This is a genomic window from Streptomyces sp. NPDC001381 (genome assembly GCF_042895685.1).
In the GTDB taxonomy this organism is placed as follows: Bacteria; Actinomycetota; Actinomycetes; order Streptomycetales; family Streptomycetaceae; genus Streptomyces.
Map to the genome: position 1 here is coordinate 402,723 of NZ_JBIAWO010000004.1, position 12,105 is coordinate 414,827.

The window sequence follows — 12,105 nt, forward strand, 5'->3', positions numbered from 1 at the left end:
GCCGCACGCGCGCCGGGGAGCGTGTCGTTCCCGCGCGCCCTCATCACGCGCTCCTGGCCGGCGTGCACCACCCCCGGCAGGCCCCCGCCCACGGGCCGGATGCCGGGGCCCACGGAAGGCCCGCCCGGAATCCGCGGCGGCCCCTCCGGCCGACGCTCCCCAAGTGGACTCTTCCCGTGACCTGGCTCACCGAGATAACGTGCCGTTGTTCCGGCCCCCTGCAAGGCTGTGACCAGGCAAGGTTCCCGATTTCGCGATTTACTTGGAAATCCAAGCAAAAACGCAGGTCAGGAGGGGTTTCACAGAAATGTGGAGCACTGGGTAACGTGCCTGTTGCAGGGCGCTCGCCGGGGCACCTGTCACGCCCGTGCCCGACACGGCCGCACCCACCCTGTGCGTCCGCGGGGGCGCAGGTGAGCCGCTCCCCCAGGCTCCTGAACGGAGCTGGGGGGACCCCCAGGCCCCCGGCGAACCCGGGTAGCCGGACCGACGGAGGAGCACACGTGACCGTGGAGAGCACTGCCGCGCGCAAGCCGCGACGCAGCGCCGGAACCAAGAGCACGGCCGGCAAGCGCACGACCACAAGGAACGCGCCGAACGCCGAGCCCCAGCTCGTACAACTTCTGACGCCCGAGGGCGAGCGCGTCAAGAACGCGGAGTACGACAAGTACGTCGCGGACGTCAGCCCCGAAGAGCTCCGCGGCCTGTACCGCGACATGGTGCTCACCCGTCGCTTCGACGCCGAGGCCACCTCCCTGCAGCGCCAGGGCGAGCTGGGCCTGTGGGCGTCGCTGCTCGGCCAGGAGGCCGCCCAGATCGGCTCCGGCCGGGCGCTGCGCGACGACGACTACGTCTTCCCGACCTACCGCGAGCACGGCGTGGCCTGGTGCCGCGGGGTCGACCCGACCAACCTGCTCGGCATGTTCCGCGGGGTGAACAACGGCGGCTGGGACCCCAACGGCAACAACTTCCACCTCTACACGATCGTCATCGGCTCCCAGACGCTGCACGCGACCGGGTACGCGATGGGCATCGCCAAGGACGGCGCGGACAGCGCGGTGATCGCCTACTTCGGCGACGGCGCGAGCAGCCAGGGCGACGTGGCCGAGTCCTTCACCTTCTCCGCCGTGTACAACGCGCCGGTGGTGTTCTTCTGCCAGAACAACCAGTGGGCGATCTCCGAGCCGACCGAGAAGCAGACCCGCGTCCCGCTCTACCAGCGCGCCCAGGGCTTCGGCTTCCCCGGCGTCCGTGTCGACGGCAACGACGTGCTGGCCTGCCTCGCGGTCACCCGCTGGGCCCTGGAGCGGGCCCGCAACGGCGAGGGCCCCACCCTCGTCGAGGCGTACACGTACCGCATGGGCGCCCACACCACCTCCGACGACCCGACGAAGTACCGGGCCGACGAGGAGCGCGAGGCGTGGGAGGCGAAGGACCCGATCCTGCGCCTGCGCCGGCACCTCGAGGCCTCGAACCACACGGACGAGGGATTCTTCGCGGAACTCGAGACGGAGAGCGAGGCGTTGGGCAGGCGGGTGCGCGAAGCGGTCCGCGCCATGCCGGACCCGGACCACTTCGCCATCTTCGAGAACGTGTACGCGGACGGGCACGCGCTCGTCGACGAGGAGCGCGCCCAGTTCGCCGCCTACCAGGCGTCGTTCGCGGACGAGGGGGGTAACTGAGATGGCTGAGACCTTCAAGAACATGGCCCTGGCCAAGGCGATCAACGAATCGCTGCGCCGCGCCCTGGAGGCGGACCCGAAGGTCCTCGTCATGGGCGAGGACGTCGGCAAGCTCGGCGGCGTCTTCCGTGTGACGGACGGCCTGCAGAAGGACTTCGGCGAGAGCCGTGTCATCGACACCCCGCTCGCCGAGTCCGGCATCGTCGGCACCGCGATCGGCCTGGCCCTGCGCGGCTACCGCCCGGTGGTGGAGATCCAGTTCGACGGCTTCGTCTTCCCGGCCTACGACCAGATCGTCACCCAGCTCGCCAAGATGCACGCCCGCTCTCTGGGCAAGGTCAAGATGCCGGTCGTCGTCCGCATCCCCTACGGCGGCGGCATCGGCGCGGTCGAACACCACTCCGAGTCCCCCGAGGCGCTGTTCGCGCACGTGGCGGGCCTGAAGATCGTGTCGCCGTCGAACGCCTCGGACGCCTACTGGATGATGCAGCAGGCCATCCAGAGCGACGACCCGGTGATCTTCTTCGAGCCCAAGCGGCGCTACTGGGACAAGGGCGAGGTCAACACCGAGGCCATCCCCGGCCCGCTGCACAAGGCCCAGGTGGTCCGCGAGGGCACCGACCTGACCCTGGCCGCGTACGGCCCGATGGTGAAGCTCTGCCTCGAGGCCGCCGCCGCGGCCGCCGAGGAGGGCAAGAACCTGGAGGTCCTGGACCTGCGCTCGGTCTCCCCCCTGGACTTCGACTCCCTCCAGACGTCGGTCGAGAAGACCCGCCGCCTGGTCGTGGTCCACGAGGCGCCGGTGTTCTTCGGCTCCGGCGCGGAGATCGCGGCCCGGATCACCGAGCGCTGCTTCTACCACCTGGAGGCCCCGGTGCTCAGGGTCGGCGGCTACCACGCCCCGTACCCGCCGGCCCGCCTGGAGGAGGAGTACCTGCCGGGTCTGGACCGGGTGCTCGACGCCGTCGACCGTGCCCTGGCGTACTGAGGAGAGGGTCGTGACGACGATGACGCAAGCGTCCGTACGCGAGTTCAAGATGCCGGACGTCGGTGAGGGACTCACCGAGGCCGAGATCCTCAAGTGGTACGTCCAGCCCGGCGACACGGTCACCGACGGCCAGGTGGTGTGCGAGGTCGAGACGGCCAAGGCCGCCGTCGAACTCCCCATCCCCTACGACGGTGTGGTCCGCGACCTGCACTTCCCCGAGGGCACCACGGTGGACGTGGGCACGCCGATCATCGCGGTGGACGTGACGGGCGGCGCGGCCCCCGCCGAGGCCCCGGCCCCGGTGGAGGCGCCCGCCCCGGCCCCCGTCGCCCAGGAGCCCGAGGAGAAGAAGCCGGAGGGCCGCCAGCCGGTGCTCGTCGGCTACGGCGTGGCCGCCTCCTCCACCCGGCGCCGCCCCCGCAAGGGCGTCGCGATCCCGGCCCAGGAACCCGCGACCGCGGCCGTCCAGCCCGAGCTGAACGGCCACGGCGGCGCCCCGGCCGTGCAGGAGCGCCCGCTGGCGAAGCCGCCGGTGCGCAAGCTGGCCAAGGACCTCGGCGTGGACCTGACGACCGTGGTCCCGACCGGGCCGGGCGGCATCATCACGCGCGAGGACGTGCACGCGGCGGCGGCCCCGGCCCAGGCGCCCGCGGCCGAGCCGGCGACACAGGCCCCGGCCCCGGTCACCCCGCCCGCACCCGTGTCCGTCCCGGCCTACGACACGGCACGCGAGACCCGGGTCCCGGTCAAGGGGGTCCGCAAGGCGACGGCGGCGGCGATGGTCGGCTCGGCGTTCACCGCGCCGCACGTCACCGAGTTCGTGACGGTCGACGTGACCCGCACGCTGAAGCTCGTCGAGGAGCTGAAGCAGGACAAGGAGATGCAGGGCCTGCGGGTCAGCCCGCTGCTGCTGATCGCCAAGGCCCTGCTGGTCGCGATCAGGCGCCACCCGGAGATCAACGCCTCCTGGGACGAGGCCGCACAGGAGATCGTGGTCAAGCACTACGTGAACCTGGGCATCGCCGCGGCGACCCCGCGCGGCCTCCTGGTGCCGAACATCAAGGACGCGCACGCGAAGACGCTGCCGCAGCTGGCGGAGTCCCTGGGCGAGCTGGTCGCGACGGCGCGCGAGGGCAGGACGTCCCCCGCCGCGATGCAGGGCGGCACGGTGACGATCACCAACGTCGGCGTCTTCGGCGTCGACACCGGCACCCCGATCCTCAACCCCGGTGAGTCGGCGATCCTCGCGGTCGGCGCGATCCGGCTCCAGCCGTGGGTCCACAAGGGCAAGGTGAAGCCCCGCCAGGTGACGACCCTGGCGCTCTCCTTCGACCACCGGCTGGTGGACGGGGAGCTGGGCTCGAAGGTGCTGGCGGACGTGGCGGCGATCCTGGAGCAGCCGAAGCGGCTCATCACCTGGGCCTGAGCGGCGAGCAGTGAGCGGGAGCCGTGCGCCCGGAAAGGGCGCACGGCTCCTGGCACGCACGGCGACGACGCCCCGGACACCGGGTCCGGGACCCGCCTACGCCGGGACGTGCACCGTCTCCACCCGGCTCGCCACCAGCCGCTCCCGTTCCCGCCGGGCCGCCCGACTGCGCAGGCGCAGGATCTGGCTCACCCCCAGCGCCTGGAGGACGAACACCGCCGAGAAGGCGATCGTGTAGTCGCCGCCGGTCGCGTCCAGCAGCACACCGATCGCGAACAGGGTCGTCATGGACGCCACGAAACCACCCATGTTGGTGATGCCGGAGGCCGTGCCCTGACGCTCCGGCGGGTTCGCGGGGCGGGCGAAGTCGAAGCCGAGCATGGAGGCGGGGCCGCAGGCCCCCAGCACCACGCAGAGGACGACGAGCAGCCACATCGGGGCGTGGTCGGCGGGGTAGGCCAGCGTCACCGCCCACATGAACGCCGTCGCGGCCACCGTGCCCAGCGCCAGCGGGAGCCGCGCGCCGTGATGACGGGCGACGACCTGGCCGTAGACCAGGCCCACGACCATGTTGGACAGGACGACCAGCGTCAGCAGTTCGCCCGCCGTCGCCCGGGACAGACCCTGGGCCTCCACCAGGAACGGCAGGCCCCACAGCAGCAGGAACACCATCGCGGGGAACTGGGTCGTGAAGTGCACCCACAGCCCCAGCCTCGTCCCCGGCTCCCGCCAGGACGCGGCGATCTGCCGGCGGACGTACGCGGCGCCCCGGTGCGGGAAGGGTTCGGGCTCGTGGCCCTCGGGGTGGTCCTTGAGGAAGAGGACGAGGAGGACGAGCACCACCACACCCGCCAGCGCGCTGCCCGCGAAGGCCGGCGTCCAGCCGACGCCGTGCAGCAGCCGGGCCAGGACGAGCGTGGAGACCAGGTTGCCCGCCATGCCCGCCAGACCGGCGAGCTGGGCCACCAGGGGGCCGCGGCGGGCCGGGAACCAGCGGGTGCCCAGGCGCAGCACGCTGATGAACGTCATCGCGTCCCCGCAGCCGAGCAGGGCCCGCGAGGCGAGCGCCATGCCGTACGAGGGGGAGAAGGCGAAGCCCAGCTGGCCGGCGGTGAACAGGACGACGCCGATCGTCAGCACCTTCTTGGTGCCCAGACGGTCCACCAGCAGGCCGACGGGTATCTGCATGCCCGCGTAGACCAGGAGCTGCAGGATCGAGAAGGTCGACAGGGCCGAGGCGTTCACATGGAAGCGGTCGGCCGCGTCGAGGCCGGCGACCCCCAGCGAGGTACGGAAGATGACGGCGACGAAGTAGACGGAGACGCCGATCCCCCAGACGGCCATCGCGCGTCGCCCGCCCGGGGGATCACCCGGAAGGGTGGAGTGGGATCCGGTGCGGGTGACGCTCATCGGACCTCACCCCGTGCCAGGTGGGAGAACCAGCCGACGTGCCGGTGGACCAGTCCCACGGCCGCCTCCGCGTCGCCCGCGCGCAGCGCCTCCAGGATCTCCTCGTGCTCCGTCAGCGTCTTGGCGACGCGGTCGGGGTGGGAGTGCAGTACGGCGACGCCCATGCGCAGCTGGCGGTCGCGGAGCTGGTCGTAGAGCCGGGAGAGGATCTCGTTGCCCCCGGCGCGGACGATCTCCGCGTGGAAGCAGCGGTCCGTGACCGCGGCCGCCGCCAGGTCGCCCGCCGCCGCCTGCTTCTTCTGCCGCGCGAGCAGCTCCTCCAGCCGCTCGATCAGGCCGGGCGGGGCGGGGACGGCCTTGCGCGCCGCGTGCTCCTCGACGAGCAGCCGGGTCTCCACCACGTCCGCGATCTCCTGCGCGGACACCGGCAGGACCAGCGCGCCCTTCTTCGGGTACAGCTTGATCAGGCCCTCCACCTCGAGGCGGAGCAGCGCCTCGCGCACGGGGGTGCGGGAGACCCCGACGGCTTCGGCCAGCTCGCCCTCGGTGAGGAGGGTGCCGCCTTCGTAGCGGCGGTCCAGGACGCCCTGCTTGACGTGGGCGTAGACGCGGTCGGCGGCGGGCGGTTGCTTGAGGGAGACGGGGGCCGAGGCGGGGGCGGGCGGGGCGGACGATGGCATGTCCACAGGATAGATACAACATGTGCGCATCGGGGGGACCGTCCGGCATGCGGGACCCGTGCCGGCCCCGTCCGGGGTAATCAGAAATTCGTCCCAGCGAATGCACAACCATCTGTGCTACTTACGTGTCACATACGTGCGGCCCCACTGACCCTCTCCATGCCAACTCGGCCGCACTTCAGGGGCATTCGACATAATCGGGGTATTTCAGTTGATAACCGCCACCAAGGGCATCCGAGTTCGCAGAGCCGCCGCCGTCCTCGCCACGGCCAGTGCAGTGCTCGCCGGAGGAGTCCTCACCGCGGCACCCGCGCAGGCTGTCACGACGCCCACGCTCACCGCCAAGGGCGCGTACCTGATGAACAGCACGACCGGCACGACGCTCTACAGCAAGTCCGCCGACACCAAGAGGCTCACCGCCTCCACCACGAAGGTCATGACCGCCAAGGTCGTGCTCTCGCAGACGAACCTCAACCTGGACACCAAGGTCACGATCAAGAAGGCGGTCAGCGACTACATGGTCGCCGAGGGCTACCCCTCGTCGGCCCGCCTGATCGTCGGTGACAAGGTCACCGTCCGTCAGCTGCTGTACGGGATGATGCTGCCGTCCGGCTGTGACGCGGCGATGGCCCTCGCCGACAAGTTCGGTACCGGCACGACGGTCGCGGCCCGCACCAAGAACTTCATCGCCAAGATGAACAACATGGCCGCGAGCCTCGGCATGACGAACACGCACTTCGACTCGTTCGACGGCCTCAGCAACGGCTCCAACTACTCGACGCCGCGCGACCTGACGAAGCTCGCCCGCAGCGTGATGAAGAACTCCACGTTCAAGTCCGTCGTGAAGACCAAGTCGTACACGGCGAAGACGATCACCTCGTCCGGCGCCACCCGCACCATGGGCACCTGGACCAACACCAACACGCTGCTCGGCTGGAACGGCACGCTCGGTGTGAAGACCGGCTCCGGCACCGAGGCGAAGTACTGCCTCATCTTCGCCGCCACGCTCAACGGCGAGTCGGTCATGGGCACCGTCCTCACGGCTCCCGACGCCGCGAGCCGCACGGCCGACGTGAAGAAGCTGATCAACTACGGCTACGCCAAGATCAGCTGACGCCCGTCACCGCACCACGCGCAGGGGCCCCCGTGATCCACACGGCGGGCCCCTTCCGCTGTCCCGCCCGCCGTCACTCCCCGAGCTCGTACACGAACCACACCCGGTGCGTCCCGTCGGCCTCCACGGCCAGCCCTCCGGTGCCCGAGATCCCGGCCAGTTCACCGGTGCCGCTGGACGGTACGACGGTGAAGAACTCCGCGCTGCGGTCAGCGCCGGTCGTGGTCGCCGAGTGCGCGAAGTTGAAGGTGCCCTCCCTGCCGTTCAGCGCCCCCTCGAACGACTCCATGGCCACATAGGTGCCGACGCCCGTGGCCTGGTCGAACGCGGCGGTGAACAGGGTCGCCGAACGCCCGGTGACCTCCCCCTCGTACCGCTTCTCCATGGTCGCGACGCCGACCGGCAGGGCCGTGGACACGGCGGGCTCGGGCCGCAGCCCGGTGGGGACGAACGCATGCACGCTGAAGGTTCCGTCGGCTCTCATACGACGACGGTAGCGAGGGGGACCGACAACCGGGGCGGGCCGGGACACCCGCCGCCCCGCGGCGGCACCCCCGGGCTACCTCGTGACGGTGAAGTTCCGCAGGATCGCCGCCGTCAGCTCCGGCTCGCCCTCCGCCTTCACCCGGTCCGCGACCGCCTCCGGCGACACCCGGCCGCAGGCGAGGCGGACGAACGTCTCCCAGTCCAGGGAGAAGGAGGCGGCCGGCCCGAGCGCGGGGGCCGTCTCCAGGGTGCCGCGGCCCTGGATGTCGACGCGGATGGTGCGCAGGAACTCGATCGGGCCGTGCACGTCGAAGACGACCGCGGAGCTGCGCGGGGCGTCGGCGCGCTCGGCGACGACGGACGGCAGCTCGGCCAGCAGCACGTCACGGGCGATGTGCGCGCCGGGGGAGTCCAGGTTGCCGGGGCGGCCGAGGGCGGCGCGCAGGTCCTGCTCGTGCACCCACACGTTGAACGCGTGGGTGCGCATCGACTCCTCCAGCGTCAGCTCCGTGCCGAGGGGGCCGCGGACGATCGTCCCCGGCTGCCGCGTCTCGTTCCGCAGCTGGCGGTTGCGGCGGATGATCATCAGCTCCAGCTCGGACGTCATCTCCGGCGCCGTGTGGTGACGGCGGACGTCCACCTGCATCTCCATGTACCGCTGGAAATCGTTGGTGACGTGGAAGAGGTCGCGCGGGAGCGAGTGGATCGGGCGGGGGTCGCCGTACATCTCACTGTCGAGGCCGATGACGTGGGAGACCACGTCCCGGACCGACCAGCCCGGGCATGGGGTCCGCCAGTTCCACTCGCCCTCCACAAGCGGCTGCACCAGCTCGGATATCGCTTCGATGGAGTGCGTCCAGGCGTCGGCGTAGGGCTGGAGGGTGGGATGCAGACTCACGGAACGGGACCCCTCGGCGGTCGGTACACGGGCAGGTGGTGGCGGGGTGGCGGCGTTGCCAGCGGGAGGCGGTGACGGTCGGCGGCTGTCGGCGGGTGTCTTGGAACGCTAAGTTACGCTGCTGTGAGGCACCCCGGCAGTGCTTTCGTGTGACGATCGTAGGCCCGTGTGGACGGCTCGAATGCCAGGACGGTGGTAGTGTGCGCGCCTCTCTGATCCAGATCGCCGTAGAAGAGGGCGAAACGGTCGAATCGCGGCGGGCTCGGGTCGCCTCGCTGGTACGGGAACAGGCCGGGGCCGCGGACCTCGTCGTGCTGCCGGAGCTGTGGACGACCGGGGCCTTCGCCTACCAGGAGTTCGGCACCGAGGCCGAGCCGCTGGAAGGGCCCACGTACGAGGCCATGGCCAAGGCCGCGAGCGACGCGGGCGTGTGGCTGCACGCGGGCTCGATCCCCGAACGGGACCCCGAGGGCCCGCTCTACAACACGTCCCTCGTCTTCTCCCCCTCCGGTGAGCTCGCCGCCGCCTACCGCAAGATCCACCGCTTCGGCTTCGACAAGGGCGAGGCCGTGCTGATGGGGGCGGGACGGGAGCTGGTGACGGTCCGTCTGCCCGGGACGACCGTCGGCGTGGCGACCTGTTACGACCTGCGCTTCCCCGAACTCTTCCGCGGGCTCGTCGACGCCGGCGCCGAGACCCTCGTCGTCCCCGCGGGCTGGCCGGAGCGCCGCCGGGCGCACTGGACGCTGCTGGCCCGGGCGCGGGCGGTCGAGAACCAGGCGTTCGTGCTCGCGTGCGGAACGGCCGGGACGCACGCCGGAGTTCCGCAGGCCGGTCACTCGATCGTGGTGGACCCCTGGGGCGAGGTGCTGGGCGAGGCCGGCCCCGGCGAGGAGATCCTCACCGTCGACTTCGACCCGGCGAAGGTCACCGCGACCCGCGAGCAGTTCCCGGCCCTGAAGGACCGCGTGCTCGGCCTGCGCACCCCCACCCGTTAGTCGTCCTCCCGCTCCTTCTCGGCGAGGTGGATCACACACACCGTCACCGCGATCAGCAGCGCCGGGTCCGCGTCCTCCCGGACGACGTCGACGCCGTACGTCTCCCGCACGTGCAGCCAGCGCCGGGAGACCACGGCGAGCAGCTCACCGTCGTACTCGATCGCGAACTCCCGGTCGAGGATCTTCCCGCTGACGTCGAGTTCGGTGCTGCCGTCCGCCAGGGCGACCCGGTAGTGGTTGCGCAGCAGCGACAGCCGCTTGCGGCGGACGGTGGCCAGCGGCTCGCCGTCCCGCTCGATCACCATCGTGTCGCGCAGGGCGAACATCTTCTGGCGGATGTCGATCAGGACCCGTCCCTGCGTGTCCTTCAGTTCGAAGGTGTCCCGCAGCCGCATCGCCTTGCCGTCGACGAGGTAGACCTTGGTGCCCCGGTCGTCCTCGATCCAGTAGTCGTCACCGATCGCGAGGAGCCGGTCGCGTACGAGGAATCTCATGTCCTCACCGCTTCCCCGGCGGCCGGTCCGAAACGCCGCCGATAGGCCGACGGGCCGAGCCCGGTCTCCCGCCGCGCCCGCACCCGCGGGCGACGGCGATCCCGCGAAGTGCCCGGCGTGCCGGGTCCACCGGCGGGACCGGGGTGTCCCCGGTCCGTCCCGCCGCACGGAAGGCGGGGCGGACCGGCCGCCGTCGGTGCCGGCCGGGCGTCAGACGCCGTAGCCGTCGCTGTAGCCGTCCCCGTGCCGGCGATGCCGGTCGTCCTCGACCACCGTCGTCGTGGTCGGGGGAACCATCACGCGCCGACGCCGGGCGATGCTGCTGAACGTCGTCACACCGATCAGGCCGACGATCATCAGAATGACGCCGACCAGGTCGAGGTTGACCCCCTGCATGTCCCAGTCGGTCGCGAACGTGAGGATGGCTCCCACGGCGATAAGGATGATGCACCCGCCGAGGCCCATGAGTGTCGCCTCCCTGTACGGTCCGGTGTCTCCGGTCTCCGCTCCGCACGGGCGGGTACCCCCGTTCGAGTGAACTAGCCCTCCAGGAACGCCACCAGTGCGTTGGCCAGGAGATACGGGTCGGCGTCGCCGCACAACTCCCGGGCGCTGTGCATGGACAGGATCGCCACCCCGATGTCGACGGTGCGGATCCCGTGCCGGGCCGCGGTGATGGGGCCGATGGTCGTGCCGCACGGCATGGAGTTGTTGGAGACGAAGGACTGGAACGGGACGTCCGCCTTCTCGCAGGCGGCGGCGAACACCGCGCGGCCCGTACCGTCCGTGGCGTAGCGGTTGTTGACGTTGACCTTCAGGATCGGGCCGCCGTTGACCCGCGGGTGGTGCGTCGGGTCGTGCCGCTCCGCGTAGTTGGGGTGCACCGCGTGGCCCGTGTCGGAGGACAGGCACACGGTGCCCGCGAAGGCCCTCGCCCGGTCCTCGTACGAGCCGCCGCGCGTCAGCACCGAGCGCTCCAGCACACTGCCGAGCAGCGGCCCGTCCGCGCCGGTGTCGGACTGCGAGCCGTTCTCCTCGTGGTCGAAGGCGGCGAGCACCGGGATGTACGGCAGCGCCGCACCGCCGGTCGCCACGGCCGCCAGCGCCGCCGTGCCGGCGTGCACGGACAGCAGGTTGTCCATGCGCGGCCCGGCCACCAGCTCCTGGTCGCGGCCCAGGTAGGCGGGCGGCTCCACGGAGTGCGTCATCAGGTCCCAGCCGGTGACCTCGCCCGCCGGGATGCCCGACTCCTCCTCCAGGAAGGCGATGAGGTCGCCGTCGCGCACGTCGTTCCCGAGGCCCCAGACCGGCTGGAGGTGACGCTGCTTGTCGAGCTTGAGGCCGTCGCTGTTGACCGCCCGGTCGAGGTGGATGGCGAGCTGGGGGACGCGCAGCAGCGGGCGGCTCACGTCGACCAGGCGCGTCGAGCCGTCCCGCAGCGTGAGCCGGCCGGCGATGCCCAGGTCGCGGTCGAGCCAGGAGTTGAGCAGCGGTCCGCCGTAGATCTCCACGGCGACCTGGCGCCAGCCGTGCGCTCCGGTGTCGGGCAGCGGCTTGACCCGCAGGTTCGGGGAGTCGGTGTGCGCGCCGACGACCCGGAAGGGGGTGTGGGGCGCCGCGCCCTCGGGGACGTACCAGGCCACGATCGCGCCCCCGCGCAGCACGTACTTGCCGCCGCTCGTCCCGTCCCAGGCGTCCGTCTCGGCGACCTGCCGGAAGCCGGCCTTCTCCAGCCGCGCGGCCGCGTTCGCGACGGCGTGGTACGGCGACGGGCTCACCGTGAGGAAGGACATGAGGTCGTCGGTGTGGCCGCGGTCGAAGCGGGAGGGTTCGCTCATGGGTTCACCTTAACGACGGACGAGGGCCCACTCCCGGAGAGAAGGGGAGTGGGCCCTCGTGAAGGTGCGCGTGCCGCCCGCGGCCGCGGCG

At 71.3% G+C, this 12,105-nt stretch carries 12 protein-coding genes; 5 read left to right on the top strand and 7 right to left on the bottom strand.

Features of this window, described 5'->3' with window-relative positions; all coding sequences use genetic code 11:
* The first annotated feature begins 503 nt into the window (after positions 1-503).
* From pdhA to ACFY2L_RS20420, 3 genes are read left to right on the top strand one after another with little or no spacing between them, the layout of a single operon-like run.
* On the top strand, positions 504-1,682 hold the full coding sequence (pdhA, locus tag ACFY2L_RS20410; RefSeq protein ID WP_390659680.1) for a pyruvate dehydrogenase (acetyl-transferring) E1 component subunit alpha: 1,179 nt from the start codon (positions 504-506) through the stop codon (positions 1,680-1,682).
* A gap of 1 nt (position 1,683) precedes the next feature.
* Complete coding sequence (locus tag ACFY2L_RS20415) at positions 1,684-2,670, top strand: alpha-ketoacid dehydrogenase subunit beta (protein ID WP_390659679.1); 987 nt, start codon at positions 1,684-1,686, stop codon at positions 2,668-2,670.
* A gap of 10 nt (positions 2,671-2,680) precedes the next feature.
* Positions 2,681-4,096, top strand: a complete 1,416-nt coding sequence (locus ACFY2L_RS20420) for a dihydrolipoamide acetyltransferase family protein (protein ID WP_390659678.1) — start codon at positions 2,681-2,683, stop codon at positions 4,094-4,096.
* A gap of 96 nt (positions 4,097-4,192) precedes the next feature.
* Here the strand turns inward: ACFY2L_RS20420 and ACFY2L_RS20425 are convergent, their stop codons facing one another.
* Together ACFY2L_RS20425 and ACFY2L_RS20430 are read right to left on the bottom strand one after the other, a co-directional pair.
* A complete protein-coding gene (locus ACFY2L_RS20425; protein ID WP_390659677.1) occupies positions 4,193-5,506 on the bottom strand; it encodes a nitrate/nitrite transporter in 1,314 nt (437 codons plus the stop codon).
* Complete coding sequence (locus tag ACFY2L_RS20430; RefSeq protein ID WP_390659676.1) at positions 5,503-6,186, bottom strand: GntR family transcriptional regulator; 684 nt, start codon at positions 6,184-6,186, stop codon at positions 5,503-5,505. The genes ACFY2L_RS20425 and ACFY2L_RS20430 overlap by 4 nt, the downstream gene beginning before the upstream one ends.
* A 211-nt stretch (positions 6,187-6,397) precedes the next feature.
* On the opposite strand from ACFY2L_RS20430, the gene ACFY2L_RS20435 reads away from it, so the two are divergent.
* The gene (locus ACFY2L_RS20435) at positions 6,398-7,300 is read left to right on the top strand and encodes a D-alanyl-D-alanine carboxypeptidase family protein (protein ID WP_390659675.1); all 903 of its coding nucleotides are present in this window, start codon (positions 6,398-6,400) and stop codon (positions 7,298-7,300) included.
* 73 nt (positions 7,301-7,373) lie between these two features.
* On the opposite strand, the gene ACFY2L_RS20440 is transcribed toward ACFY2L_RS20435, so the two are convergent.
* On the bottom strand, positions 7,374-7,784 hold the full coding sequence (locus tag ACFY2L_RS20440) for a DUF3224 domain-containing protein (RefSeq protein ID WP_390822966.1): 411 nt from the start codon (positions 7,782-7,784) through the stop codon (positions 7,374-7,376).
* 75 nt (positions 7,785-7,859) lie between these two features.
* On the bottom strand, positions 7,860-8,684 hold the full coding sequence (locus tag ACFY2L_RS20445) for a maleylpyruvate isomerase family mycothiol-dependent enzyme (protein ID WP_390659673.1): 825 nt from the start codon (positions 8,682-8,684) through the stop codon (positions 7,860-7,862).
* 200 nt (positions 8,685-8,884) lie between these two features.
* On the opposite strand from ACFY2L_RS20445, the gene ACFY2L_RS20450 reads away from it, so the two are divergent.
* The gene (locus tag ACFY2L_RS20450; RefSeq protein WP_390659672.1) at positions 8,885-9,682 is read left to right on the top strand and encodes a carbon-nitrogen family hydrolase; all 798 of its coding nucleotides are present in this window, start codon (positions 8,885-8,887) and stop codon (positions 9,680-9,682) included.
* Here the strand turns inward: ACFY2L_RS20450 and ACFY2L_RS20455 are convergent.
* From ACFY2L_RS20455 to ACFY2L_RS20465, 3 genes are all read right to left on the bottom strand, one after another.
* Positions 9,679-10,176: an LURP-one-related/scramblase family protein gene (locus tag ACFY2L_RS20455; protein WP_390659671.1), complete on the bottom strand. Its 498-nt coding sequence runs from the start codon at positions 10,174-10,176 to the stop codon at positions 9,679-9,681. The two genes, ACFY2L_RS20450 and ACFY2L_RS20455, sit on opposite strands and share 4 nt — an antisense overlap.
* A 210-nt stretch (positions 10,177-10,386) precedes the next feature.
* Complete coding sequence (locus ACFY2L_RS20460; RefSeq protein WP_390659670.1) at positions 10,387-10,641, bottom strand: DUF6458 family protein; 255 nt, start codon at positions 10,639-10,641, stop codon at positions 10,387-10,389.
* 74 nt (positions 10,642-10,715) lie between these two features.
* Positions 10,716-12,014, bottom strand: coding sequence for a M18 family aminopeptidase (locus tag ACFY2L_RS20465; RefSeq protein WP_390659669.1), 1,299 nt, complete (start codon positions 12,012-12,014; stop codon positions 10,716-10,718).
* Positions 12,015-12,105 lie beyond the last annotated feature (91 nt).